The sequence below is a fragment of the Colwellia sp. SU-HH01172 genome (assembly GCF_057553355.1).
On record NZ_BAAJMB010000004.1, the window covers coordinates 308769 to 334609 of the forward strand.

25 protein-coding genes are annotated in these 25841 nt (G+C 36.4%); 20 read left to right on the forward strand and 5 right to left on the reverse strand.

Annotated elements, in window-relative coordinates; all coding sequences use genetic code 11:
* Positions 1-103: 103 nt before the first annotated feature.
* A complete protein-coding gene (locus AC27JP_RS12815; RefSeq protein WP_487115667.1) occupies positions 104-676 on the forward strand; it encodes a MiaE family protein in 573 nt (190 codons plus the stop codon).
* A 26-nt stretch (positions 677-702) separates the two neighbouring features.
* Positions 703-1968, forward strand: coding sequence for a hypothetical protein (locus AC27JP_RS12820; RefSeq protein WP_487115669.1), 1266 nt, complete (start codon positions 703-705; stop codon positions 1966-1968).
* Positions 1969-2043: 75 nt separating this feature from the next.
* Here AC27JP_RS12820 and AC27JP_RS12825 read toward each other — a convergent pair whose 3' ends face one another.
* Positions 2044-3120, reverse strand: a complete 1077-nt coding sequence (locus AC27JP_RS12825; RefSeq protein WP_487115671.1) for a M14 family metallopeptidase — start codon at positions 3118-3120, stop codon at positions 2044-2046.
* A 540-nt stretch (positions 3121-3660) separates the two neighbouring features.
* Here AC27JP_RS12825 and AC27JP_RS12830 point away from each other — a divergent pair.
* The 3 genes from AC27JP_RS12830 to AC27JP_RS12840 are packed head-to-tail and all read left to right on the forward strand — an operon-like array spanning position 3661 to position 7984.
* Positions 3661-4593, forward strand: a complete 933-nt coding sequence (locus tag AC27JP_RS12830) for an AAA family ATPase (protein WP_487115673.1) — start codon at positions 3661-3663, stop codon at positions 4591-4593.
* A gap of 16 nt (positions 4594-4609) precedes the next feature.
* Positions 4610-5719, forward strand: a complete 1110-nt coding sequence (locus tag AC27JP_RS12835; protein ID WP_487115675.1) for a DUF58 domain-containing protein — start codon at positions 4610-4612, stop codon at positions 5717-5719.
* Positions 5720-5734: 15 nt separating this feature from the next.
* On the forward strand, positions 5735-7984 hold the full coding sequence (locus tag AC27JP_RS12840; RefSeq protein WP_487115677.1) for a transglutaminase TgpA family protein: 2250 nt from the start codon (positions 5735-5737) through the stop codon (positions 7982-7984).
* Positions 7985-8268: 284 nt separating this feature from the next.
* Here AC27JP_RS12840 and AC27JP_RS12845 read toward each other — a convergent pair whose 3' ends face one another.
* On the reverse strand, positions 8269-9588 hold the full coding sequence (locus AC27JP_RS12845) for a hypothetical protein (RefSeq protein WP_487115678.1): 1320 nt from the start codon (positions 9586-9588) through the stop codon (positions 8269-8271).
* A 118-nt stretch (positions 9589-9706) separates the two neighbouring features.
* Here AC27JP_RS12845 and AC27JP_RS12850 point away from each other — a divergent pair, with 118 nt between their 5' ends.
* The 15 genes from AC27JP_RS12850 (at position 9707) to AC27JP_RS12920 (ending at position 21590) form a co-directional block, all read left to right on the forward strand.
* The gene (locus tag AC27JP_RS12850) at positions 9707-10516 is read left to right on the forward strand and encodes a hypothetical protein (protein ID WP_487115680.1); all 810 of its coding nucleotides are present in this window, start codon (positions 9707-9709) and stop codon (positions 10514-10516) included.
* Positions 10509-10997, forward strand: a complete 489-nt coding sequence (locus AC27JP_RS12855) for a hypothetical protein (protein WP_487115682.1) — start codon at positions 10509-10511, stop codon at positions 10995-10997. The genes AC27JP_RS12850 and AC27JP_RS12855 overlap by 8 nt, the downstream gene beginning before the upstream one ends.
* On the forward strand, positions 10991-12466 hold the full coding sequence (locus AC27JP_RS12860) for an FAD-binding oxidoreductase (protein ID WP_487115684.1): 1476 nt from the start codon (positions 10991-10993) through the stop codon (positions 12464-12466). The genes AC27JP_RS12855 and AC27JP_RS12860 overlap by 7 nt, the downstream gene beginning before the upstream one ends.
* Positions 12459-13109 (forward strand): phytanoyl-CoA dioxygenase family protein, encoded by a 651-nt coding sequence (locus AC27JP_RS12865; RefSeq protein ID WP_487115686.1) that lies wholly within the window; start codon positions 12459-12461, stop codon positions 13107-13109. The genes AC27JP_RS12860 and AC27JP_RS12865 overlap by 8 nt, the downstream gene beginning before the upstream one ends.
* Before the next feature lie 30 nt (positions 13110-13139).
* Entirely contained in the window at positions 13140-13640 is a 501-nt protein-coding gene (locus AC27JP_RS12870) for a metal-dependent hydrolase (RefSeq protein WP_487115689.1), read from the forward strand.
* On the forward strand, positions 13637-14326 hold the full coding sequence (locus tag AC27JP_RS12875; RefSeq protein ID WP_487115691.1) for a penicillin-insensitive murein endopeptidase: 690 nt from the start codon (positions 13637-13639) through the stop codon (positions 14324-14326). Before AC27JP_RS12870 ends, AC27JP_RS12875 begins: the two co-directional genes overlap by 4 nt.
* The gene (locus tag AC27JP_RS12880) at positions 14323-15477 is read left to right on the forward strand and encodes a saccharopine dehydrogenase family protein (protein ID WP_487115693.1); all 1155 of its coding nucleotides are present in this window, start codon (positions 14323-14325) and stop codon (positions 15475-15477) included. The genes AC27JP_RS12875 and AC27JP_RS12880 overlap by 4 nt, the downstream gene beginning before the upstream one ends.
* Entirely contained in the window at positions 15474-15950 is a 477-nt protein-coding gene (locus tag AC27JP_RS12885) for a DUF2269 family protein (protein ID WP_487115695.1), read from the forward strand. The genes AC27JP_RS12880 and AC27JP_RS12885 overlap by 4 nt, the downstream gene beginning before the upstream one ends.
* Before the next feature lie 9 nt (positions 15951-15959).
* Positions 15960-16385 carry a DoxX-like family protein gene (locus AC27JP_RS12890; RefSeq protein WP_487115697.1) on the forward strand — a complete coding sequence of 142 codons (426 nt, stop codon included), beginning with the start codon at positions 15960-15962 and terminating at the stop codon, positions 16383-16385.
* Positions 16386-16412: 27 nt separating this feature from the next.
* The gene (locus AC27JP_RS12895; protein WP_487115699.1) at positions 16413-16811 is read left to right on the forward strand and encodes a DoxX-like family protein; all 399 of its coding nucleotides are present in this window, start codon (positions 16413-16415) and stop codon (positions 16809-16811) included.
* Positions 16808-17248, forward strand: coding sequence for a thiol-disulfide oxidoreductase DCC family protein (locus tag AC27JP_RS12900; RefSeq protein ID WP_487115701.1), 441 nt, complete (start codon positions 16808-16810; stop codon positions 17246-17248). The genes AC27JP_RS12895 and AC27JP_RS12900 overlap by 4 nt, the downstream gene beginning before the upstream one ends.
* A gap of 42 nt (positions 17249-17290) precedes the next feature.
* Complete coding sequence (locus AC27JP_RS12905) at positions 17291-18094, forward strand: nuclease-related domain-containing protein (protein WP_487115703.1); 804 nt, start codon at positions 17291-17293, stop codon at positions 18092-18094.
* Between the two features lie 153 nt (positions 18095-18247).
* Positions 18248-20107, forward strand: coding sequence for an ATP-dependent nuclease (locus AC27JP_RS12910; RefSeq protein ID WP_487115705.1), 1860 nt, complete (start codon positions 18248-18250; stop codon positions 20105-20107).
* Entirely contained in the window at positions 20104-21108 is a 1005-nt protein-coding gene (locus AC27JP_RS12915; protein WP_487115707.1) for a UvrD-helicase domain-containing protein, read from the forward strand. The genes AC27JP_RS12910 and AC27JP_RS12915 overlap by 4 nt, the downstream gene beginning before the upstream one ends.
* 86 nt (positions 21109-21194) lie before the next feature.
* Positions 21195-21590, forward strand: coding sequence for a 3'-5' exonuclease (locus tag AC27JP_RS12920; protein WP_487115709.1), 396 nt, complete (start codon positions 21195-21197; stop codon positions 21588-21590).
* 1000 nt (positions 21591-22590) lie between these two features.
* Here the strand turns inward: AC27JP_RS12920 and AC27JP_RS12925 are convergent.
* The 3 genes from AC27JP_RS12925 to AC27JP_RS12935 all read right to left on the reverse strand — a co-directional run bounded on the left by AC27JP_RS12925 (position 22591) and on the right by AC27JP_RS12935 (position 25746).
* On the reverse strand, positions 22591-23706 hold the full coding sequence (locus AC27JP_RS12925; RefSeq protein WP_487115711.1) for a hypothetical protein: 1116 nt from the start codon (positions 23704-23706) through the stop codon (positions 22591-22593).
* A 688-nt stretch (positions 23707-24394) separates the two neighbouring features.
* Positions 24395-24697: a DUF3301 domain-containing protein gene (locus AC27JP_RS12930; protein ID WP_487115713.1), complete on the reverse strand. Its 303-nt coding sequence runs from the start codon at positions 24695-24697 to the stop codon at positions 24395-24397.
* Positions 24698-24705: 8 nt separating this feature from the next.
* Positions 24706-25746 (reverse strand): DUF3549 family protein, encoded by a 1041-nt coding sequence (locus tag AC27JP_RS12935; RefSeq protein ID WP_487115715.1) that lies wholly within the window; start codon positions 25744-25746, stop codon positions 24706-24708.
* Between the last annotated feature and the right edge of the window lie 95 nt (positions 25747-25841).

The following is a 25841-nucleotide window of genomic DNA, read 5'->3' on the forward strand; positions in this document are numbered from 1 at the left end:
AAGTTAATTCACCCTGATCGGCGTAATTATCTTGTTGCTTTTTTTTACGCGTGTAAAATACCGCCATCATTTATTTCTATTTTTTATACAGTAAAACGTACCTATGTTCGAATTAAAATATCAAACACCAAAAGAGTGGGCAGAAGTGGCCCTTAGCGATTTCGATGCTTTTCTAGTTGACCATGCTGCAGCGGAGAAAAAAGCTTCTGGTATGGCAATGTCAATGATCTCTCATTATCCAGATCGCAAGTCAGTGGTAAAAGCTATGGCTGATTTGGCTATTGAAGAGCTGATTCATTTTAAACAAGTATTAAAGTTAATTAATGCTCGTGGCGCGCAATTAGGTGCCGATGAAAAAGACCCTTACATTAACCAAATTAGAAAAGTGTTTCGCAATGGTAGTGATGTGTTTTTTATGGACAGACTTATTGTCGCTGGCGTTATTGAAGCGCGTGGTTACGAGCGTTTCTCACTTATTGCCGAAGCATTACCAGCTGGTAAAGATAAAGATTTATACCAAAGTATTGCCAAATCTGAAGAAAAACATAAGAACTTGTTCATTGAGCTAGCCTATGAATATTTTCCTCAAGCCGATGTTAATCAGCGCTTAGATGAAATTTTAGCGATTGAAGCGGATATTTGTGCGGCGTTACCGTTTAGGCCTGCACTACATTAATTCAACCTTCTTGGATCATTAGTCTTATGGCTCACGAGAATTCTTCGGCACAGCTAAACAAGGCATGCGGTAAGTATTTAAGGCATTATGCTGAGCAAGAAGTGCAGTCTTTGGGTTCGTTTCCAGAAAACTTAGCTTATCAGCATGTGCTTGTTATTCCCGCGTTTCAGGAGTCGCAACACTTTGTCGAACGTTTTGTTAGTTCCGCGCTTGTTGAGCAACAATGCTTACTGATCGTAGTGATAAATCAGCCTGATAGTGAGCTAGGCCGAGAACATGCTCAAGCACAAGTAACACTTGAACAAGGTATAGTCGCACTAGGTAACTCGCTATGGCAGCAGGACAATTTACGTTTAATTGATTTGTCTGATAGCGATAAAAACCGTAATGCAAATAGTGCTGTTTTGGTTGTGAATCGTTATAGTCAGCCAATTCCCGTTGAACAGGGAGTGGGCTTGGCGAGAAAAGTCGGGGCTGACATTGCGGCTAAGCTTTTGCTAGATGGCGTTGTTACGTCATCATGGATTCATTCTAGTGATGCTGATGCTCATTTGCCGAATAACTACTTTAGTGGCCATTATGCTGAAAATATTGCCAGTAACAATAGTGTTGCCACTTGCTGTAACTTTTATCATTACAGTGAGCAGCAGGACGTTCATCAAGCAAATGCCTTATATGAACAAGCGCTTCGTTATTACGTTGCTGGCTTGCATTTTGCTCAATCCCCTTATGCATATTTCACTATCGGCAGTATTTTGTCTTTTAACGTTTTTGCTTATTGCCAGGCGCGAGGGTTCCCGAAACGTAGTGCCGGTGAAGACTTTTATTTATTAAATAAATTGGCCAAGCTTGGTGAGATTGTGCATTTGCCACAAGTTACTATTAAGCTTGATGCTCGGCCGTCGCAACGTGTGCCATTTGGTACCGGGCCAGCAGTGCAAAGTATATTGTCGTTAACGGACTCAGCCGAAGAATATCACTATTATAATCCCGAGGTTTTTATTGAATTAAAAGCCTGTTTATTGGCTTTTGAAACATTATGGCAATACAGAACTGAGCCTGAAACTTGGTTAGCATCGCTTTCTGAAATAAGCCAGCAAGCGCTGAAAGTGGTGGGGGTGTTGTCATTTGTCTCAAAACAGAAAAGTGCTAAGCAAATGCAATTTGATAAACAGCTTATTGTTTGGTTCGACAGCTTTAAAACCTTGAAGTTTATTCACGCATTACGAGAGCTGGGTTTAAGTAATATGCCTTTGAAGCAGGCGCTTATTAAAGCACCATTTGAGTCCTAATAATTTGTCGTGCTGACAGCCAAATGACATCATTGCCATTTGGCTATCAATATATTGCAAAGTTATACTAAGCCGTTAAAGGTAATTGTTAACGTTATTCACCACATAAAATAAACAATCAGAGCGAGCAATACCACTTTGGTTTGATGCCATAAATATTTTTAAGTTTGTTGCACAAACGAATTTATTATTAACCAATTTAAAGTAGCTATCGATAACATTAACCCCTTGATCGTTTAGCAACTCCATGTTTTCCAAACCTTTGTCATCAAGCCAGCCGAGTAATAAACCGTCACAACAACCACCATAATTAAACTGTTCGATGTTTTGTCTTAAGGTAACACCACTGTAGTTTTCATCGTGCTCACTAAATGAAAGTTTACGATCTGGCTTAATAACTAAACGCAACGGTTTATAAAGTATTTGCACCGCTTTGTCTTGCGGTAAAGTGCAGCTGCTATCACATTTAGCAAACTGTTTAATACCGTTATAAGCAACTTCATTGGCTTGATCGTCATTGCTACCACCGCACTCAATCGTAACAACAGGGCAAGAAAAATCCACTTCCATCATCGCGCCGATATTAATATCAGACAAAATTAAGGTATCACAGAAATAAGAGGCAAGTGACAACACATTCGGGCTGATCAACGTACTTACCGCAAATGCAGGACCGTTACCTGAGGTATTATGTAAGTCAATAATGGCTTTCGGATTTACTTCTCGAATAGCGTTTTCTATTAATTTTGCTCGTTGAATATAACCGTCAATATGCTTGTTGCCACCTTCTTTACTGTTGATGATGCTTTTTTCATTAAAGCACCGGTTTAAATCAACCCCATCGGGTAGGTATCTATGGCTGAATAAGTGCTGGTATGTTGCTGCCTCAACGGAAGAAATAATAATGCGGATATTCGTTTTCGGCTGTGGTAATTCGTTTTTACTGGTAAGCCAGCGGTGAATTGCAATTAATCCTGAAGGTTCATCACCATGCAACAATGTTGATATTACTCGCCATTCATCCTTGTTCTCACCCGTAATATCAATAACGGTAAGCCCAATTAACGACAAAAGAAATTGCTGATAGTCAGCATGCAATGTACGACTGCATGGGTCTACTAAATAGTTAATTTCGCTAAAATCTATGTCCATAACTTGCCCCAAACCGCGAGAGTGAGCTCGCGAGTATTATTAAATTAGTTGCGCTTGTGATCAGGCTGATCTCATCAAAAAAGAGCAACTTGTTAAAATGCGTAAAACGATATCGAAACTAAATTTCGTAAAGGCATCGATTTACCGCATTTCCTTAGCATGACACAAAGTGGCTTTTGTGATTGTTGACTAAGGTCAAGTAAGCTCGTTTTTTTCAATTTTTGCTACCGTCTTTTAATGCTTTATTGATCTTAAATCACTTTGTTTGGCAGCTTTATTTTATAAAGGATTATATTGAACCTAACGTTCTTAAATGAATGTGATGTTTCACACATTTTCTGGTGTCGTTTTCCTCTGCACAATTAAAGAATAGGCTCTGTAGCAATAGCTAATATTTATCAGACGCTTTATATCAATATGTTTTGAACTTGCTTTAGACAATAATCGTGTTCTTTTATCTCTCTGGGATAAAGTGTTAATGTAGGGCTGAATTAGTGCGTTTTAATCGAAAAGTTACACATATAACAAGGATTTAAATCTATGCAAAAGCTGGCAGCTAATATTTTGGCTCAAATTGAAACTGTGCTAATTGGCAAACCTCAGCAAGTCAAATTGGCCTTGGCATGTGTGTTAGCGAAAGGGCATCTTCTTATTGAAGACTTGCCCGGCATGGGTAAAACGACTTTGGCCAATACCTTGGCACATACCTTAGGCTTATCTTATCAACGTATTCAATTTACCTCAGATTTAATGCCGTCTGATGTTATTGGTATTGCCATTTTTGATGAAAATAAGAAAGCCTTTGAACTCCATCAAGGTGCTATTTTTAACCAAGTGGTTTTAGCTGATGAAGTCAACCGTGCTAGCCCGAAAACTCAAAGTGCGTTATTAGAAGCCATGGAAGAAGGGCGGGTGAGTGTTGATGGCGTAACACATAAACTTCCTGAGCCGTTTTTTGTTATCGCGACACAAAACCCAATGTCGCATGCCGGCACTTATCCTTTACCTGAATCGCAACTTGATCGCTTTATGATGCGACTTTCTCTTGGTTTCCCTAGCATTGCTGCAGAGCGTGAAATTTTACAAGCCAATATTTCTCATCGTGATGGCTCTGAAATAACACCTTGTGTGAACGCAGAACAATTACGCGAAATTCAACAGCATATTGCCGAAATAGTAGCTGCGCCTGCAATTATTGACTATGTTATTGCACTCTGTCGAGCCAGTCGCCAAGCTCATTTACAATGCAAAGCGCTATCACCACGTGCTGGGAAGGCTTTGCTTGCAGCGGCAAAGTCATGGGCTTTTATGGAAAATCGAGATCATGTTTTACCTGATGATGTGCAAGCGGTATTTTCGGCGGTTTGTGAACATCGCTTAGCACCGCAACAACATAATGTTTTTCAACAAAATGGCGAAATATCAAGTCAAGTATTAGCGCAAGTAGATCCCATCAACCCGCTATTGACTTAATTTAAGGAGCTGTTTTTTGTTATTGAAAACTCAACAGACAATTTCTTCTTGGCTAATACTGCCCATTAAGCGTTTGATAAATCAGCGCCTTAATACTTGGCTGAATAAAAGAATTCCACAAGGCAAATGTCAACAAATCAATCATCGAAATATTTTTATTATGCCAACACGTTTTGGTGCAGCATATGGGCTTTTTACCCTGATTTTGTTTTTATTAGGCACTAATTATCAAAACAATATTATTATTTTGATCAGTTACTTATTCGTTAGCTTTTTTATTGTTGTGCTCCACCATAGCTTTTTTAACTTGTCGGGCCTAAAATTTTTGTCAACAAGCTCAATACAGGGCTATGCGGGTACAACATTATTATTTCCGTTAACAGTAACTAACAAAAAAACTCGGTTTAATATTCATTTTTCTTTTTATCAAGGCTTAGTTAATCAAAGCAGTATCAGTAATCGTCAAGGGGCTAGTCAGGTATTTGGTAAAGACCTAAACAATCAAGTAAATAGTGAGCAAACAACGAGTCAACAAAAAAGCAAAGTGGTATTGGAATTGGCTGTTGGAGAAAACGAAATATTAGTGCCATTTCAAGCGGATAAGCGTGGACAGTATATGTTAGCGCGAATGTTAATTGCCAGTGAATATGGTTTTGGATTATTTCGTACTTGGACCCGGTTAGACTTTGCTCAACAAGCCACCATTTTTCCAAAGCCTTTAAGCTATGCATGGCAAGCCAGCCAACAGGCATCAACAGGACAACAGCAAAATGAAAATGTAGAAAGCCAGCAAAACAGTTTTCAGCCAGGTCATGATGAATTTTACCAATTGCAACAATATCAGCAAGGTGAGCCTTTTAGTCGAGTTGCTTGGAAGCAAGTGGCACGAGGACAAGGTTGGTTAAGTAAGCAATTCCAGCAAAACTTATCTGGTCAATTGCAATTAGATTTTAATCTATTACCCGAGGCAACATTAGAGCAAAAACTTGGCCTACTCAGTTTTGCCATAAATGATTGTAGTCGTCAGCAAATTGCTTTTTCATTAAAATTACCGGATCAGGAATTTGCCTATGACAACAGCCCTGAGCATACTTTGCAATGTTTAACCGCATTAGCGTGTTATTAGGGATTGTTGAAAACTATGATTAAACCCGCTGGTAAAAATAAGCCCAAGAAAGTTAGTGCTAATAAGTTACAGCTTAATGGCCAAATGTATTTTTTACTGCTGCTGTTTCAGTTCCTTAACTTACTGACTTTAGTTCTACAGCTGCACATTGTTTATATTATCTTTGCCATTACGATGTTGTTAATACAAGTTATTGCGCATTTAAACCTTAAACGTAAGTTGCTTGGAAACAGCGCTCATTCATTCGCATCAGCGCAGAACTCATCAACTAATACTGATGCTGAAAAGTCCGATAAATTAGCTCTTACTTCAAAATCAAAGACTTCATTCTTTAGTGCTAGTTTTTATGTGGCGCCGACAATTTTTCCGTCATGGCTAATTTTACTATGTGCCATTGCGGGCAGTATAAGTCTTGCCATATCTGGGCGCGAGCTAGGCTTGCTAATGAGCATGGTGCACTTGCTATGTTTTGCCTATAGTTTGAAAATATTTGAATTACCCAAGCGGAAAGATCTTTATCAACTGGTGTTGTTAGGGACATTTATCGCGATATCATCGTTAATTTTTATTCAATCGGTCTATTTTTCAATTGCCGTGATCGGATTAGTTTTTGCAAATTTTATTGTGTTGATGAATTTTTTCGCGGCGTCTTCAACGTTTAAGCAGCAAAGTAAAACACTCGCTAAACTTGTCGTCTATGCCATACCATTGGCAATTATCCTGTTTATTGGCTTTCCAAAGCTTGCACCGTTTTGGCAAGTTCCTAATATTGAGTCGGCAAAAGTAGGCCTTTCCGATAAGGTGAAAATAGGCGATATTGCTCAATTGGCTTTGTCAGACGAGCTCGCCTTTCGAGTCACCTTTGCGGACACTATACCGGTATATTCACAACAATACTGGCGCGCCATAGTGCTTGATGATTTTGATGGCTCGACCTGGCAGCAGGCAAAAGCCGTGGCGCTAAATAAACCGTTGAGAGGCCAGCAAGGTGAGCAATTAAATGTTGAACTTCAAGGGCCAGGAATACCTTATCAAGTGATCACCGAAGCTAGCTATCAATCTTGGTTATTTGCGCTTGATTTTGCCACCAATCAACAATCGAACATAGGGCAACGGTCAGATTTTGCTTTGTATTATCGCGGTATTATCAATCAAACCTTAAGCTATAACGTGACTAGCTATCCAGAAGCCATTTTGTCGAGAAAGATCACAACAGCAGAGCGCAAACTAAACCTAACGCTGCCAGCAAACAGTAATCCTAGGTTGATAACTAAAGGGCAACAATTACGTGAAAAGTTTAATGATGATAATCAGTTGATTAATGAGGTGTTGGCTGAGTTTAATCAGCAGCAATACTTTTATACTTTACAGCCGCCACAGTTAAACGGTAACACTTTAGACCAATTCTATTTTGATACAAAAGCTGGGTTTTGTGAACATTATGCCAGTGCTTTTACTTATTTAATGCGTGCGGCAGGAATACCAGCCCGCATGGTGGTCGGCTATTTAGGCGGCGAGATAAACCCACAAGGTAATTACTTAAGCGTGTATCAACGCAACGCTCATGCTTGGTCAGAAGTTTGGTTGCCAGAGCAAGGTTGGATGCGCGTAGACCCTACAGCGGCAGTTGACTCAGAGCGGGTAGAAAGCGGCTTTTCTATTAGCTTAATGCAGGAAATGAATGATCTCTCTGGTAGCATGTTTTCAATGCCATCATTAAAAGCTATGTGGCTGTATAATCAATTGAAGCAACAGCTCGATGCTATAGATTATCAATGGACACGCTGGGTTATTGGTTATACCGGAGATCGCCAAAATCAAGTGATGAAAAGTATATTGTCGGCGTTACGTTCTTTAGAAAATGTATTTTATATTGTTATAGGCGTATTAGCATTGGCAATACTCGTGGCATTTGTGAGGTTTCTGCGAGTAAAAAAAATTAGTCAAAGTGAATGGCAAAAGCAATATTTAGCTTTGTTAGCAATACTGGCCAAACAGCAACTTATAAAAGATAAATCGATGACTGCAATGCAATTTGCCAATGTAGTAGAGCAACAACGGCCAGAGTTATCTGCATGCTTTAGTGAATTAACCCGTTATTATTGCGAGCTACAGTACCAAGTTCTTATTGAAAGTACGGGTGATAGTCATATAAGGAATGAGCGCCCAACCAATGTAAGCCAAATAGAAACGATACGTAGGTTCAGACGATGTTATAGCACACTTCGCTGGCAACTTTGGCGCACAAAATTTCTCTACAAGTAATTGCAATTTAAGTACTTTAAGTAATAGTTAAAGTTTATATATGATTAGTTTTTAAAATTATTTCATCACAGATGCGCATTGTTCAATGTGTAGATCTTTAGGTTTCGTGAGAAATTAAATTCAAGAAAAATGAGGACTGCAACTGAACAGCAAATTTTAAATTTCTTAGGCTACGTCACAAGTAGCAAGAAACTTGCTCGAAACATCATAAATCACAAGAATTTTGCATGGCTCTTTTTTAGCTAGAGCCATACATATTAAGCTATTGGAACAGTAAATTTGTTTCAAATATCAATGCAAACTTTATTATCTTGCAAGGTATAACAAAGCTCCGACTCCAATAATTTTGGAGCTTCGCCTGTATATGGGTTTAGGTATTTATTTGAATTAATAATGCTTGCTATAGCTTCTCTATTTTCATTGATAATCATATTTAGCAATAGTAATCGAAGGTCTAGTTTAAATTTTTCTTCATAAAGGTTAAGGAATTTAGGTAAAGCTGTCACCTCTAGGTATGAGCCAACAATATTCCTGTAATTTTTGATCGTAAACCAAAATATATTTTCAATTTCATGTATTAATTTTTCTGAATGCGCATTAGCTTTTCTATCGGCAATTTCTACTAAAGAAATTAGGTTTTCTTTTTTGCCATATTCTGGGATCAACTGTAATTTGTGGTAGTCAAACATGCTATTTAGAGTCATGTTTTCTTTGTATTTTATTTGAGCTTGAAAGCTATGAAGGGAGTGGCTCATGCCTTCAGCCTTTTCTGCTACATACTTAAACTGTAGTGCTCTTGTGCCTTGTGCAAACATAATAAGCCACATTCTATTCATTGAAATTTCTTCAAAAGATAAAGGAGTAAGTGCACCACCAAATACTTCCCAATTTGCAAAACCTTGTTCTTTAAGTTTAAGCAACAGTGGTTGATAATACAGCTCAAAATTAACAATTGGCACCGCATGAAATAAGGCTTCCGTAGCGTTTCTAAGGAATTTTCGTTCTAGATATATGAGTTGTGACAATTGATGCGCAGCTAACTCTAAGTCGTTATCTAATATATGAAAGTACACCTCTAAAAATGCTAGCCTTTGAATTGGAATAAGCGAATCCCAATCAGGCTCGGTGGCGATAGAGTTCAGTGGTTCGAAATTGGTTAATTTAGATAAAGATCTATACTGCTCTGTAATACTGGCAAGTTTGTTAGTCTTTTCTTCAAGAACAGCCCTATTTTTAACTGTTTCTGATAAGCAAATATCTTTATTAAATTCGCAAAAATAAGCTTCATCTTCACCAAATATATCCGGTAAACCGCTAACGTTTGGATATTTTAGTTGTTGAAAATAATCTAACGATCCCTTAGCAATATTACCTAGTTTGGTTTTATATAATTCTTTGGCTTGCTCAGTAGATATATCGTTCGACGGAGATAGCGCAATTAAACCAATAAAGGCATTTCCTTCTAAATCTGTGGGTTTAGAGTAATACTCGATCCACTTTTTGGCTTCAGGATTTAATTTATCATCTACATAAAGATGGTATGTGCCAACCACTATGATGATTGATACTAATATCCCTATTTTAATTCTTTTAGTGAATTCCATTTTTATTTTATTAATCAGTCAGTAAAGTACGCTAATAAGACTATACGGCAAATTGATAAATGTTCATAATTAAAGTAACCTGATATCAATTGTTTACGTCTTATAAATAAATGGATTTATGCTCAGTTTTTTCAAAATAAAACCACTGCTATCGCAATCAGACATTGAATTTCAAGTGGCTACTTTTAAGTGGCTTTTAAAGAACTTTGGTGGCGATGATTTCTATAAAACTACAGAGTTAGTTTTGCCCACCAAGGAGTATTTTCCATCGAAGGTAGATACAGCAGAAGGGGCGGCTAGTGAAACTTTTGAGGCTGTTAAAAAGCATGCAGGACTTGAAGATTGGAGGTGTAAATTAGAAATTCAAGAAGAGGATGTTAACCCTTTAGTTGCACCAACTATTGCCATTCAAAATGCACCAACTAGTCCTCATGGAACTTTTCAGGCAACTGAAGAGAATGAAGTTGTAATTACATACAATCCTGCTTTGGCCTCTCAGCCTACTCAATTAGTTGCAACATTTGCTCATGAGCTGGCGCATTACCTTACTGCCACTTCAAAAGAAGAGCCGCCAGGGGGCTGGGAAAACTGGGAATTCGCTACAGATATTGCCGCAACATTTCTTGGCTTTGGTGTATTTATGGCTAATTCTGCATTTAGCTTTAGCCAGTATACTAATTCTGATTCTCAAGGTTGGAAATCAAGTAGAAATGGCTATTTATCAGAAAGTGAACATATCTATGCTTTAGCCATATTTAATGAATTGAAAGGCATATCAACTGAGGTGGCATCAGGCCACTTGAAGCCTCATTTAAAAAAACTCTTAAAGAAAGCCCATAAAGAATTGGACAACTCAGGCATCGCGGAAGAGCTAAGAGCTGTAGCCTTTGTTCCTTCTATGCATATTGCAGGTGGTGAACATGTATAAATTTTTACTTGTACTTCTACTTTTGATATCGGTCGATTCTCTGGCGTGTTCTTTTATGCCAACCAAAATGGCTTTTGAGCCATCATCAACAGAGGAAATTCAACCTATAAAGCCTACCTTTGTGGTGAACCATATTGGACGAGGTGAAGACGATGGTAATCATGGTTCATGTTCAGACGCTGGTGTGATTTCATTAAAATTAAATGAAAAGCCACCGTTAAAACAAGGGTATATATTTGAGATAGTCGAAGGAGAGTTCGAAGATAGTTTATTTGATGCAACACCAGTAATTATCAATGATTTGATAGAGAATAAAAGTACTTATAGTTTTATTTGGTTCGATGGAAACTCTGACGAGCAAGAGCCTATCAATATTAAAGTAAAAATAATAGCTGTCTCAAATTCAGGCCATAAAAGTGCACCTCAATATGTTGTGATCAAACATCCTGGAATTAAAAAACCTTGGTGGAAAATATGGTAAAAATTATTCGTAATTTCTTTTTACTGTTTATATTATTACTTGTACTGTTATTCGCTTATATTTTTATTGATTTTGGTGATGCTGGGCACTCAAACCTAGTAAGCTCAACTGTCGTAAATGATATTACTCAGCTAAACCCCATTGAAGTTACTCGCGTTATTCAACCAACGTCTATTGAAGATATAGTAGGTGCTATCCAATCAAGTACCGGACCTATCTCCATAGGTGGTGGGCGTTTTAGTCAAGGTGGGCAAATTGCATACTCAGATAGTATTCATTTAGATATGCGTGCTTTTAATAAAGTATTGGCATTAGATACGGTTAGAAAGCAAATAACTGTGCAAAGTGGTATTACATGGCGTGACCTGCAAGAAGTCATCGACCCTGAAAATCTATCGGTCAAAATCATGCAAACATACGCCAACTTCACTGTAGGTGGCTCCCTTAGTGTAAATGTTCATGGCCGTTATATTGGAGAAGGACCAATTATTAGGTCTGTTGAGTCAATTAAATTAATCAAAGCAAATGGTGAAATTCTCAATGCTTCCCCAACAGAGAATTCATCACTGTTTTATGGAACTATTGGTGGATATGGCGGTATAGCTGTTATTGCTGAAGTTACTTTAAACCTTGTAGATAACGTGAAAGTTAAACGTTATACCGAGAAAATGAGCGTGCAAGACTATAGACAATACTTTTCGGATAACATACGAGATGATGAAAATGTCGTTTTTCATAACGCTGATATTTATCCACCAAATTTTACCGATGTACGTAGCGTTAGTTGGCTAAATACTAACGAAGCTTTAACCGTTGAACAAAGATTAATCCCCAAACACAAAGAATATACCTGGCAGCCTAAAGTAGCGGATTTTGTAGCCGACTCAAATTTCGGTAAAGGAATGCGCCAGCATATTTTAGAGCCAATTCTATACTCCTTTGATGCAGTGCAATGGCGAAACTATGAAGCCAGTTATGATGTTAATGAACTTGAGCCTTCTAATCGAGCTGCTCAGACTTATGCACTTAGGGAGTACTTTGTTCCAGTAGATAACTTTGATAGCTTTGCAATTAAAATGGCTGACATTTTCAAAAAACATCAGGCCAATATTATCAACGTTTCAATACGCCATGCTTTACCTGATAGTGGTTCATTATTAGCTTGGGCAAGAACAGAAGTATTTGCATTTGTCGTCTATTATCGTCAAGGAACTAGTGAGTCGGCACAACATGAAGTAAAACTTTGGAGTCGAGAGATAATTGATGCTGTTATTGAAGAAAATGGTGCTTACTATTTACCTTATCAACTCCACGCCACGACAGAACAATTTGTTAAAGCCTACCCTAGAGCGAATGACTTCTTTGAATTAAAGAAAAAGGTAGATCCTGATTATCGTTTCAGAAATAAACTCTGGCAACAACACTACGAAGTGAATAATAAGCAGTATCATGGTTCAGCCGATGAATAAACTAATGCAAGGCTTTGAATTAGTAAAACAGTTTATTTCACCTGAAATAGTTCAAACACTTATTGATGAAATAACAAAGTTGAATGAGTTTAAATCTCCTCACGGTATTAGTAATGCAGAGAAGAAATTTGATTGTATTGCCAAACTTGCTAATTCAGAGAAGGTTATTGCTCAAGCAAGGGCTATTTTAGATGAAGAGCCACAGTTAGTCAGAGCCATTTTTTTTGATAAGAACCCTGAAAAAAACTGGCTAGTCAGTTGGCATCAAGATAAAACGGTTTCTGTGAATAAAAGACATCACATTGATGATTGGGGTCCTTGGAGCCTAAAAGACAATACACATCACGTTCAACCTAGTGAATCAGTTTTAAATAAAATGGTTACCTTTCGTATTCATCTTGATGATAGCAACGCAAATAACGGTTGTTTGAAGGTTATCCCTAATAGTCATAATCGTGGTGTATTAAAGCAAGCTGACATTGATAACATTGTCGAAGAATCTGAATTTATTGAATGTGAAGCTAATGCTGGCGACATGTTAATTATGAGGCCCTTAATTTTACATGCTTCCAGTAAAGCTAAATTGCCAAAACATAGACGAGTTATTCATTTGGAATTTAGTGGTTATGATTTACTAAAATGACGTTTTTTGGAGTTAAGGGAAAGTATAGCTATGCCATTCACACCTATACACATGGGACCCGGAATTCTGATTAAATCTTTGCTGCAAGGCAGCTTTAGTTTAATGGTCTTTGGCTGGACTCAAATTATTATGGATATTCAGCCGCTCATTGTTTTGATCTCTGGCGAAGGTTACTTACATGGTTTTACCCACACCTATGTTGGCGCAATATTAATTGCCATTTTTGCAGCGTTGACTGGTAAATATCTATCAGAACTTGGCTTGAAGATACTTAAAACTTCTAAAACTAACAATTTAATACCTATTGCTTGGTGGGTGGTATTTTTAAGTGCTTTTATCGGCAGTTTCAGTCATGTCTTGCTCGATAGTATTATGCATTCTGATGTTGAACCATTCTTTCCTTTTACCCTAGATAACCAGTTTTTAGGCTTGATCTCAGTGTCGGTGTTACACAAGTTGTGTTTATATAGTGGTCTAGTCGGTGCTGCTATTTATTATGGAATTAACTGGAAAATAAAAAGGAAATTATGAAAATATTAAGATCCAGTATGTTGATTTTGAGCTTATTTTCTTATGTCGTTATAGCAGAGGAAAGCACCTGTTATGGAACAACCTCTAAAGGACGTTTAGAAAATGGAATAGAACTGCCTAGCTCAGGAAAAAACTATGTAGGTTACAGTGATATTGCTAGATTAGCTGGTAGAACTTATGTCCACTCCCAAGTAAAAAAAATCATCACAAGTGCATATAAATCATTAGAAACCGAACAACCCAACAAAGTCTTTAAGTATGCAGAAACAGGGTTTGAAGATGGCGGCCAATTCAAACCGCATAAAACTCATCGCAATGGATTATCAGTAGACTTTATAACACCTGTTAAAGATGAGTCAGGCCAATCAGTGCACTTGCCAACTCATCCACTCAACAAGTTTGGCTACAACATTGAATTTGATAGCAAAGGGAAATATGAGGAATACACTATTGATTTCGTTGCATTAGCTGCTCATATCGTTGCTTTGCATAAAGAGGCGAAAGCACAAAGTGTCGATTTATGGCGAGTAATTTTTGATCCTAAGTTACAACCCGAGCTTTTCAAAACATCATACAGACTATACCTTAAAAAGCACATTCAATTCTCTAAAAAACGTTCTTGGGTAAGGCATGATGAACATTACCATGTTGATTTTGATATACCATGTAAGGAATTTAAGGGATGAAAAAAGTAATAGTTCTTGGTGGATATGGAAATTTTGGTAAAAGGATTGTTGAGAACCTTACCAGTATTGAAGATATAACCGCACTCATTGCTGGTCGAAATTTAAGTAAGTCGTCAGCACTAGTAGCAAATCTAGGAAATACTTCAGCCGCTAAGTTAGAGCCATTAGTCATAGATATTTTCGCTGATGATTTTAAAGATCAGTTAGCTACACTTTCTCCTTACCTTGTTATTCATACCAGTGGTCCTTTTCAGGGGCAAGACTATCGTGTGCCAAAAGCATGCATTGAGTGTGGCGCTCATTATATTGATTTAGCCGATGACAGAAGGTTTGTTTGTGATATTGCTGAGTTAGACAATGAAGCAAAAGATAAAGGTGTATTAATCGTAAGTGGCGCTAGTTCAGTGCCAGGGCTATCTTCAGCCGTGATTGAGAGTTATCAAAATCAATTTAGTACCATCGAATCAATTAATATAGCTATTGCTCCGGGGAATAAAGCAGAACGAGGATTAGCAACAGTTGAAGCCATTTTGTCCTATACAGGACATCCTTTAAATGTATTTAAAGAAGGTCGTTGGCAAGATGTTTATGGCTGGATGGATTCTAAGGTAAATGATTTTGGTGGCTTTGTTGGTAAGCGCCACTTGGCTAATGTAGATGTACCTGATTTAGAGTTATTTCCTAGCCGATATGGTGTAAAGCAACAAGTTAGCTTTCAAGCAGGCTTAGAGCTTCCAATATTACATAAAACAATGGTCGGTATGGCCTATCTTTCAAAAATTGGTTTAGTAAAAAATTGGGCACCGTTATCAAAAGCTATCGTAAGCACCAGTAATATATTCCTTCCCTTTGGCAGTGATAAAGGAGCAATGGAAGTACTTATTTGTGGTAAGGGTAATGATGGTAACGCGAAAAAAATAAAATGGACCTTGTATGCACCCAAAGGCAATGGCCCTTATATTCCAACGCTTTCCACTATTATTTTAGCAAGAAAGCTTTTGAGTAGTGGTGACCAAAGTCATCAACAGGAAACAGGCGCTAAACCGTGTGCAGGTATGCTTGAATTAAGTGAATTCGATACTTATTTTGATGCGTTAGGTATTCACTATGAAGAACAATTGTGTTCAGAAGGGATAAGGGAAGAAGCATGATGGAGCATTATTTAGTTATTAAACTAATCCATATTCTAGCTGCGGTTGTCGTAACAGGTACTGGTGCTGGCATTGCCTTTTTTATGTTTATGGCTAACCGCTCCAACAATCCCCAAGCAATTTATATAACGGCCAAGCATGTGATTTTAGGCGATTGGATTTTCACTACACCTGCTGTTATTACCCAAATCATAACAGGGGTACTTTTGATGAACATGCAAGGATATTCATTTTTAGCGCCATGGTTTTATTGGGTTGTGGGACTGTTTGCATTCATCGGAATCTGTTGGTTACCTGTACTTCGTATTCAATACAAATTACGTGAGTTAGCCAAGATATCTGTAGATTCAAACCAAGTTACACCTGAGTTTAAGTCGTTGATGAAAACATGGACGCTGCTGGGCATTCCTGCTTTTACAGCAATCATAGGTATTTTCTGGCTAATGGTTTTCAAGCCATTCCCTGTTGCTTAGGCCATAACTATGAAACAAAATCACCAAGAAAAATTATATAAAGCTGCAATATATGCATTGGCCTTTTTATGGTTTTTTACAGGACTAACCTCAATTTATTTCTCTCCTGAAATTGGTTATGAAATTCTAGCAAGCGCCAATATCACAGGTTCTATGGCAAACTTTTCCGTTTATGCTGGAGGTGCTTTAGATATAGTACTTGGGCTTTGGCTGCTAACCTCAGTCAAAACAAAGTTATGCTGCATTGTACAAGTGGCAACGATAGCTCTCTATACGTTAATTTTAACCGTTGTTGATGCGAGTTTTTGGTTACACCCATTCGGACCAATAACTAAGAATATACCTATTGTCGTTTTGATTGGTTATGTTTACATTGCGAAGGTTGACAGTGGTTTAATACCCCTTCAATCAGAACCGGACAGCTTAAGTAATTAGTTTAAATCAAAAATAAAGAGGCCAACCTTGTCATCACTACAAATTGCAAGATTCATTATTTCCTTTAGTTGGTTATATCATGGGATTTTTCCAAAACTTGTTCATATCGCACCATTAGAAAAAGCCATGACTGCCAGCATTGGTTTATCGAACGAGCTTTCATATTTTGTTACTAAGTCAGCGGGTATTGGAGAGGTTATTTTCGGAGTTTTATTCTTCATTTTTTATCGCAATAAAACGATAGTTTTATTAAACATTATCGGACTTTCTGGCTTATTATGTTTTGTCGCAATATTGCAGCCTCAACTTCTTATTGAAGCATTTAACCCCGTTACCACCAATATTGCCCTAATTGGTTTTAGTTTGATTTTACTTGTCGAGCTAAAGAAAGAAATAAAAAATGAGTACAGAAAGGAGGAGGTATGACTATCGAAAAGTATCCTCCTAACGTTGATATAAATGACTGTGTGATTTTATTTGATGGTATCTGCAAGCTTTGTAATGCTTGGAGCAAATTCATCATTAAATATGATAACCGACAGCGCTTTAAACTATGTAGCGTACAATCTCCTGAAGGCCAGAGCATACTAGCGCATTTTAATATGCCAACGGATTATTTTGATACGATGTTGTATGTTGAAGGTAACCACTACTTTGATAAAAGTGATGCATTTTTAAATGTCGTAAATAAGCTTGGATTCCCATGGCGCATATTATACGTATTCAAAATAATCCCAACGGCAATAAGAAATTGGCTTTATGACCGCATAGCCCTAAATCGGTATTCATTATTTGGTAAATACGATAGTTGTATGATGCCTAACAAAGAAAATGATGATAGGTTTCTGAAGAACAAAGCATAATTAAATTGGCAATTGCTCGTTGCCAAAAGGAAGAAAAAACAAATGGATTTATCAATTTACCTCAACATGATATTCAGTGCCGCGTGGTATCTGATACCAATATTCATGCTTGCTGTCATTATAAAGTCAGCTTGGTTCAAAGGTGTACTCGGTGAGTGGCAAGTTAACTTGCTCATTAAGTTTTTCTTAGACAAAAATGAATATCACCTTATAAAAAATGTAACGCTGCCTACTTTTATTGATGGTAAAAAACATGGCACCACTCAAATTGACCACATCATCGTATCAAAATATGGTGTTTTTGTGGTTGAAACCAAGAATATGAAAGGTTGGATTTTTGGTAGCGAAAACCAAAAGCAATGGACCCAACAAATCTTTAAACACCAGTCTCAATTTCAAAATCCACTTCACCAAAATTATAAGCATGTTAAAGCGTTAGAAGATCTTCTCTTAACAAGATGTAACGCAAAGAATGATTGTGTTTTTTCCGTCATTATCTTTATTGGTGATAGTACTTTTAAAACTAAAATGCCTGATAACGTAAGGTTTGCGAGAGGCGGTATTGAATATATCAAAAGTAAACGTGATATTGCCTTTAGTGAAGATGAAGTAGTAGCCATTATTGAGCAAATCGAAAGTGCTCGGTTAGAGCTAAGTATTAAAACTAACCGTCAACACATTAAGCATGTCAAAGAAATAGTAAAGGAAAAACCTGATTCTAAACCTTGTTCAAGATGTAATGCTGAGATGGTATTGCGTAAAGCCACTAAAGGTAATAATGCAGGTAATGAATTCTGGGGATGCAGTGCATTTCCAAAATGTAGAAATGTGGTTGAAATTGGTTAGTAAAATTTAGATTTTAATAAGCAATAGTGCTTTTTAGTTTATTTGACCACTTAACGAAGAACACTATTAATTAAAAAATACAATAATGTGGTTAAGGTTGATTAGCCACGTAATGAGGTGGTTAAATTCGCCAACTAATTTAGAGATGTTCTTATGCACATATGTAAAATGGAAATACAAAACTATAGGTCTCTTCGGGCTTTTACTATTGAGTTAAAACCAACAACATTGATCATCGGTGAGAATAATATAGGAAAAACTAACTTACTGAATGCCATCTCCTTGATACTTAATAATGAAATTATAAGCTATCAAAAGAGAGGATTATCGATAAGTGACTTCAACTACGATACGGTGCAATCCTTTAAAAAGTCAGTCGCAGATTTAACTGTAATCTCATCTGATATTGATTTCCCAATAATTACTATTGAAGCAACATTTACTGACTTCAATAATGATGATGAAGAGGCTTTAGTATATGAATGGTATAAAGACGACGCTCATAAAACCGCTACTTTGAAATACGAATTCTATTGTAACCTAGCGAACAAAACGAAATGGGTTAACAGTATTAGAGATGCTATCCCTATTGTAAGTGAAGAACTAGAAGGTGAGGAAAAAGATAAAGCGGAGCAATTGAGAATAGACAGTGTGGATTTACCAATCCTCGATTATAAATATAGAATTACTGCAGGATTAGGTGGGATTAAACCAGATAGTTTTCAGCTTGCACCTATCAAAATAGATTTTCTTGATGCCTTAAGAGATGCTAAAACTGAATTATCAGCATCAAGAGAGAATCGATTACTTTATCGAATACTCAACAATAGAGATGAGTCTGAATATACCGATATAAAATCGAGCGCGGATGAGCTTAATAAAGCGATAGGTACAGATAAAAACGCATTATTTACAATAAAAAATGACATCACAGAGCTTTTGGATGTTCTTTCACTTGAAACTGACACAAGTAAAAAGGATATCAACTTTAGCTTTTCAGACCTTAATCTAAGTGAGTTACTAAAAAAGATAAGCTTAGAGTATGGCGATAAACCTATTAGTATAGAAAATAATGGATTAGGCCGAAATAACCTTTTGTATATGGCTCTCGTCTTATCTCATATTCAGAGTAAGGCTAAAGTTCCGGATTTTCGTCTGATTGCTATTGAAGAACCCGAAGCTCATATAAGTCCAATTTTACAGAAGCATTTTGCTGAAAGTGTTACAGATAATGGATTTTTCAACGATAGCTCTAATCGACAAATAATCTTGACTAGTCATTCGACCCATATTTCATCTTATTTAGATGTAAATAATACAGTCGTTATTTTCAATAATAAGGGGAAACTTGATTCTCATTACCTTTTAAGCGGTATAAAAGATGATGCAAAAGGAAAAAGAACCAAAAATTATTTGAGGAAATGGCTAAATGCCACTAATTCAATAATGTTCCTTAGTAGGCGTATTATCTTTGTGGAAGGTATTGCTGAACAGATACTTATACCTAAGCTTTTTGAAATACATTTTGGTTCAAAACCTGAAAAGATGAACTGCCAAATAGTTAATGTAAATGGGGTTGCTTTTAGGAATTTTCTAACTGTTGTAGATAATGGCTATTTCATAAAGTCTGCTGTTATTACAGATAGTGACTCTGAAACAAAGGCAAAAGATAGAGCAACAAAATTAAAACGAGACTTTGATGGTGAGCACATACAAGTTTGTATTTCAAAGCAAACGACCTTTGAAAAAGAACTGATCGCAGCTAATTCAACAGGAACAGGAAGAACCCTCTTAAATAAAGCTATTAAAAATACCAGACCAAATAAATCCAAAGAGCCAGATGTAGTTAACCAGTTTAGAAAAAAACTCATTCCTGACAAAGTTTTCGAATTGATAGGAGAGCATAAAGCAGAGTTTGCTTTTGATTTGCTTAGTGAATTAGAGAATAATTCAAAATTTACAATTCCTCCTTACATTATTGATGCTTTTAATTTTGTCGGAGTTATTGATTGATTTCCGTTACATATGCTGGAGCTGGTGGTGGCAAAACAACTAGCATGGTCAAAGCTATAATTGAAAAGATTGTAACTTTAGATACCAACAAATTTTTATGTGTGATTACATATACAAATGACGCAACTGTTAGTATTAAAAGTAAGCTTTCAAAGGAGATTTTAATTCCTCCGAATGTATTTATAGGTACTATTCACAGTTTCTTGTTTAGGTTTATCTTTAAACCACACTTCCCCAAGGGAGCTGATTATTCAATCGTTTCAGGATTATCTAAAAAAGAAGATGAAATACCTGGTTTTATAACTTGGGCTAAAAAGACTTTTGAAGATCCAACTGAAAGACAGAGAGTTATAAATAGTAAATGGAATAAAGAAAAAGACAGAATATATAATGCTCTCGATGAAGCAAATTTAGTAACAAATGATTTGTTGGTCAAAAGGTGTAAAGAATTAGTATCAAAAGCTCGTATTAGAAAAACATTATCTTTAAAACTACAATATGTTTTCGTGGATGAGTATCAAGATACATACAAGTGGCTCCATGACATTTTTACTGATATTTATAAAGGTAAAAAAACAGAACTAAGCGTTATTGGTGATCCTAACCAGTCAATCTATGGTTTTTCTTATGGCAGCTCTGAAAACGGTGCTCGTAGACCAAAAACATTCAATGACTTCCCGCTGCCACTAATGAAAACTAATTGTGATAACTACGTTGAAAAACATATAAATTATCGTTCTTCGTTAGAGATTGTTACATTAGCTAATACATTTAATAGATCATTTCAGCAAACGTCAGACAAAGGTAGTTTCTGTCCAGTTTTTGCTATAGAAGCTAATGAAACCGTACAGATAATTGAAGGTTTTTATCAGAAAAGAAAATCATTGGGTTTATCTGATAACATTTTTTTTCTAGCAAAAAGTAATAAATCGCTCTCGCCTTATGTTGAACATTTAAATAATGAACTAGAGCATCAAAGTAAAAATGTATTCATATATTAGAAAAGTCTATTTCTCAACAAGTAGGTTTAAGTATTACTGACATCTGCTCAGAAAATAATATTACCCGGATACAATTTAGGTCATTAGTGATCAGATTAAGTAAGCAAGATGAACTTGATTTAAATGTAATTAAAGCTGTTTTTAAAACTAAGTTTGGTGAGCCTCTTATCTATAAAGAGCAGAGTATAGAAAAACCAACCATACACTTTCCGCATCACAGCGGAAGCTCACGAGCTTTAACTATTCATAAAAGTAAGGGGTTAGAAGCTGAATCTGTTTTAGTATTATTCGATTCTAATAACCATATAAAAAAATCATTTAGTGATAAAGAGCTAATGGAATCAACTACCGATGATGATTTACGTTTAATTTATGTAGCAATGACAAGAGCACAAAAATTATTAGTTATTGCATGTAAAGAGAAGATATCTGAAGAATCAAAGCAAATTTTAGGCGACCACAGTATCTTGTTTTTGGAATAATAAAGAGAAAAATATCAATTATAGATTTTAGAGTCCGAACTTTACTTAGTTGGATGAATTGAGCAAAAGAGTACTTCTTTAAATTATACAGATACTATTTCTGACATTGATATAGCGAATGTCTTTCTATCTTTATAACACACCAATTGCTCTCTTATTCTGATATAAAAAATATAAATGCCAGTGTAAATAACTTGTAAAATTTTCTCACTGGATGCTTTTTTCTCGCGCCCCTTAAAGATCTACACTAGTGGATAAAATATATACGCCTGTTTGTGCGTGTTTAGTGTAGGAGATGTCTCACATTGATGTAGGATATAAAGTGTTTTTCTAACGTTACTATACTGTAATGTTAACGTAAGTTGTTGTTTTATATTTAATTACAAGTTTTAACCTTATGTTGCAATTTGATTACATCTAATTTATTTAAAAAAACTTACTTTGAAAAATTAGTGAATGTTCTAATATTACAACTGTCAGGACGACACGGGTTTTCCCAAAAGGGTAGCTAGCTACCAGAAGGACGCTTAGTATAGCGAAGAGATAGGATATCTCGCAAGGATAGAAGGAAAGTTGTCAAGGAAACGTCATCAGGATGATGAGATAAAGACAACAGGTGTAACTTGGATAGTTACTGTTAGGGATAACAAGGACAGCAAATGATTTGCTAGGAAAGGCTAAGGAAAGCTTTTTAGGGATGAAACGGGATCACTTAATGCAGGATGCATATAAGCTAGTTTAAGAAATGCGGTTCTTTGAACCGCATTTTTTTGTCCAAATTTTAGTAAATTTATTAAGTAACCTTAACTCGGGATAAGCAAAGTGCTACAGCAGTGCAATTAAAGCCTATTTCTGCGTTGTTCAAGTTGCCAATAACTCGTTATTGGGCACACTTAACACTTTGAACTAGACATAAATATCATTATCCTAAATTGAGTGTTGATAATACTTTGAAATAGTTTTGTTTTTCATTCTCATAATTCCTAGTTCAGGTTAAGTACTATAATAAATTTGCATAAAACGCTGTTTTACCAAGGACCGCTTGGCTTCCTTTTAAAGAAAATTCATAGCCACATAGTGAAAATTTTCCTTTAATGGCGAGGTTTTTGATTAGGGCTTTGGTATCTAATGGTGAGAAATAAGCGTAATACTCATCTTCATTTTCAACATTGACCATATAGCTTCTAATAGTCTCTCCTTTATTAAACGCAATACTTTGACAGCTTTTATCGCCAACGGCGCTAGTAATATCCCACAGTTGCTCTTGTTCAGTCGCGTCTGCCTGCCAGTTAATCACTATACCGTTATGCGTTGAGACTAATAGGTCAAAATTATCAGGCAGTGTAATACGGTGCTGCAAGGCATCTGAATTACCTTCAATAGTCGCAACATCAGGTTGTTGAGTTTCTACAACTTTTGTTGGCTCTGCAAAGATAAGCGACATTGAAATCGCTAGTACAAGTAACACTGCGATAACAGATAAAGTAATTTGTGCATTTCTATTACTAAATAATGCCAGTCGAATAGACTCGCCAAGATCTCCGGTTGATGCTGGCGTTTGAGCTAGGTTGTTGGTAATTATCTGCGCTTTTGTTGCGGCTAAGTTGTCGGCTGAAGCATCGATATGTAGTGACTGATGGTATTCATTTGCAGAATATGTCGCGTTCATTGTTGGCTCTATACGCTTACCAGTGTTGCTATTAGCTTTGTTTTCTTGGTATTCAGATAAATCCACAGGGCCAAAATAACCCAATATATATTGCAATGGTTTACTGCTAGGATAGGTAAGCAGCAATAATGAGAGTAAAAGTGGCACCAAAAGCAGCCAATATATACTGCCATGGCCAACAAATATAATAATTAACCCAGAGATTAAAAATGTACTTGTTGGTGCTAGGAGCCAATTACGGTGCAATTGTGCATCTCTTAATCGGCGTTGTGTTGTTGTAAGGCATATTATTGATAATATCAATAAAGCGATTACCGAAACTAATGCAGTATTAATAAAGGTTTCATTGATAATAATAAAGCTAATGAAACTTAAAAAGTTAATAGAAATAAAACGAACACGATTATCAAAACCTTGCCAACAAAATATTGATTTTATAAATTGCACAAAAACTCCGGTAATAACTTGGGAAAAACTGATAGCAGCAAAGCTGAAATAAAATGCTCTATAACTTAGTGTGAAGAGTACCTAATTTTTAGCAACATGTCAGCGTTGAAAAAGCTATAGATTGTTAATTGATGTTGCTTTGCTTGAGTTTAATTATTTACGTTAGTAATAAGCTGTAAAGAAAGTGTTAATAGTTGTAATTAGGCCGTAGTCTTGTGAGATATGTCTGCAACTGTTAGCTGTAATATAGGCTATTTCCGTAATAAAATTACATTGAAATCCTGTAAGCGTTTGTTTTAAAATGTTTTTGTGTTTGTTTCTGTTGTTTTGAAAAAATTAATCGTAAATTAAAAAATTTTGCTATCTATTTTGAGAAATCGAAATCTCTATACTTAATCATGTCAAGGAGACAAGCGGTTAAGGAAAATCGTATAGATACAGACAAGGACAGTATGGTATCTAAAAAGTCAAAGGATGGGCTTAAAATAAGGACGTTAGATTATTAACGCAAGGTAAATAGGGACATTATGCTGGAAGCATAAGTTATTCACGGAGTGAATTGACAAATATGGAAGATTAGCTACGGAATAGCAAACCAAGGAGTTGGTTAATAATCAAAAAGAAAAAGCGACAAATTTGTCGCTTTTTCTTTGCCTGAAATTTGATGTTCGTATTGAATGGCTAATATTTAGTTCACACGATAGGCTGGGGTGTCAATATTATCTAACTTGTAACCACGTAATGTCATGGTGCCATGATATTTCGATTCCCCATCACCGCTAAACTCTAAATCGAAATGGCTGATCCAATGTGGGCCATAACGTTTTGAAAACCGAAATCGACTTGATAAACGGGCAATGGCTAAAAATTGCAAATTTTCTTGTTTACAGTATTTACTCGCATGTGAACGAGCATATTCAGAAACTTTACGTAAATACACGAAATACCAAAACAACAATGCAACAATTAGTAAATAGTAAATATTTTCCACGTGATCCCTTAAGGTTTAAACAACTCACCGATAGCATGCGCTAAAGCATTACTGCGATTTGGTGAACGAATTGCTTGCAATAGTAAAGGGCGGGTGCTCGGAATTGCAACTAAATCTTTAAATATAGCGGCAAATAATTCCAGATCTTCATCTTTCACCAAATGTTCTAAATAGCTAAAAAGTATTTCTTCATGACTAAATATTGACCATAAACGGCCAGCGATGATGATTAAAGCTTCTTCACTGATATTTTCGCTATTGATTAAATCTACAATGAGCTTTTTGGCAAATGGGTGTTGTGTACTTGATGCTAACGCGCGTAATAGTGATAACGCTATGTCGGACTCACTCTCGCTCACTGCTTGTTGATAACGCTTAGTGACTTCTAAAACTAACTCAGCAGATAAAACGATATTTTCTAAGCTTGAACATAAAGGCGAAAGCACTTGTTTCGGCAAATGTTCAAATGCATTAATTAACATTCTTGTATTGTCGTTTTCACTTAATCTAACGGCAAAGTCAGACAAACCTTGAACACCGACATGTTGCCAAGCATCCCAACCATTTGTGCCCGACATATAACTAATGGCAGGCTGATAAAATTTACTGGCTGGTTGCTTTAAAGCCACAGAAACCACACTATTTACCGCGGCTAATTTATATTGCGCGGGTGTGAAATGATATGGATTTTTCTGCAATAATGCTTCTTGTTGTTCTGTTGGATTAACGGATAAGTCTCCACCTAATGCTTCAACAATAATGGCAATAAAATGGTTTCTCGCCCCTTGGTTTAACAAGCCGCGTTCATCTAGTGGTAATTTTACAAACCATAAGTAAGGAGTCGGAGATTGTTTTTGCCAAAATGCGATAGCGATAAAAGCATGACCCTGTGATGGAAAAGGGTAAGGTAATTGTGCCGCTTCTATTTTTTCAAATTGCTCTTTTGATATTTTATCAACACGACGCCCTATGTCATAAATGCGATATTGGGAATTAGATAGGCTGAGTAGTTCTGAAATTGATGAAATCGTGTCTGGCGCTGTGCTCATAATAAAGTGCTATCACTATAAATGGTTAGATAAGTTGTTATAGCGCGCCATTATAGAGATAATAGCGTTTTAACTCCACCGCTAATCCCGCACTA

What these genes read in the sequence shown, in the direction of transcription:
- AC27JP_RS12815 (WP_487115667.1), top strand. Translation starts at nt 104, where the DNA reads ATGTTCGAATTAAAATATCAAACACCAAAAGAGTGGGCAGAAGTGGCC.
- AC27JP_RS12820 (WP_487115669.1), top strand. Translation starts at nt 703, where the DNA reads ATGGCTCACGAGAATTCTTCGGCACAGCTAAACAAGGCATGCGGTAAG.
- AC27JP_RS12825 (WP_487115671.1), bottom strand. Translation starts at nt 3,120, where the DNA reads ATGGACATAGATTTTAGCGAAATTAACTATTTAGTAGACCCATGCAGT.
- AC27JP_RS12830 (WP_487115673.1), top strand. Translation starts at nt 3,661, where the DNA reads ATGCAAAAGCTGGCAGCTAATATTTTGGCTCAAATTGAAACTGTGCTA.
- AC27JP_RS12840 (WP_487115677.1), top strand. Translation starts at nt 5,735, where the DNA reads ATGATTAAACCCGCTGGTAAAAATAAGCCCAAGAAAGTTAGTGCTAAT.
- AC27JP_RS12845 (WP_487115678.1), bottom strand. Translation starts at nt 9,588, where the DNA reads ATGGAATTCACTAAAAGAATTAAAATAGGGATATTAGTATCAATCATC.
- AC27JP_RS12850 (WP_487115680.1), top strand. Translation starts at nt 9,707, where the DNA reads ATGCTCAGTTTTTTCAAAATAAAACCACTGCTATCGCAATCAGACATT.
- AC27JP_RS12855 (WP_487115682.1), top strand. Translation starts at nt 10,509, where the DNA reads ATGTATAAATTTTTACTTGTACTTCTACTTTTGATATCGGTCGATTCT.
- AC27JP_RS12860 (WP_487115684.1), top strand. Translation starts at nt 10,991, where the DNA reads ATGGTAAAAATTATTCGTAATTTCTTTTTACTGTTTATATTATTACTT.
- AC27JP_RS12865 (WP_487115686.1), top strand. Translation starts at nt 12,459, where the DNA reads ATGAATAAACTAATGCAAGGCTTTGAATTAGTAAAACAGTTTATTTCA.
- AC27JP_RS12870 (WP_487115689.1), top strand. Translation starts at nt 13,140, where the DNA reads ATGCCATTCACACCTATACACATGGGACCCGGAATTCTGATTAAATCT.
- AC27JP_RS12875 (WP_487115691.1), top strand. Translation starts at nt 13,637, where the DNA reads ATGAAAATATTAAGATCCAGTATGTTGATTTTGAGCTTATTTTCTTAT.
- AC27JP_RS12880 (WP_487115693.1), top strand. Translation starts at nt 14,323, where the DNA reads ATGAAAAAAGTAATAGTTCTTGGTGGATATGGAAATTTTGGTAAAAGG.
- AC27JP_RS12885 (WP_487115695.1), top strand. Translation starts at nt 15,474, where the DNA reads ATGATGGAGCATTATTTAGTTATTAAACTAATCCATATTCTAGCTGCG.
- AC27JP_RS12890 (WP_487115697.1), top strand. Translation starts at nt 15,960, where the DNA reads ATGAAACAAAATCACCAAGAAAAATTATATAAAGCTGCAATATATGCA.
- AC27JP_RS12900 (WP_487115701.1), top strand. Translation starts at nt 16,808, where the DNA reads ATGACTATCGAAAAGTATCCTCCTAACGTTGATATAAATGACTGTGTG.
- AC27JP_RS12905 (WP_487115703.1), top strand. Translation starts at nt 17,291, where the DNA reads ATGGATTTATCAATTTACCTCAACATGATATTCAGTGCCGCGTGGTAT.
- AC27JP_RS12910 (WP_487115705.1), top strand. Translation starts at nt 18,248, where the DNA reads ATGCACATATGTAAAATGGAAATACAAAACTATAGGTCTCTTCGGGCT.
- AC27JP_RS12935 (WP_487115715.1), bottom strand. Translation starts at nt 25,746, where the DNA reads ATGAGCACAGCGCCAGACACGATTTCATCAATTTCAGAACTACTCAGC.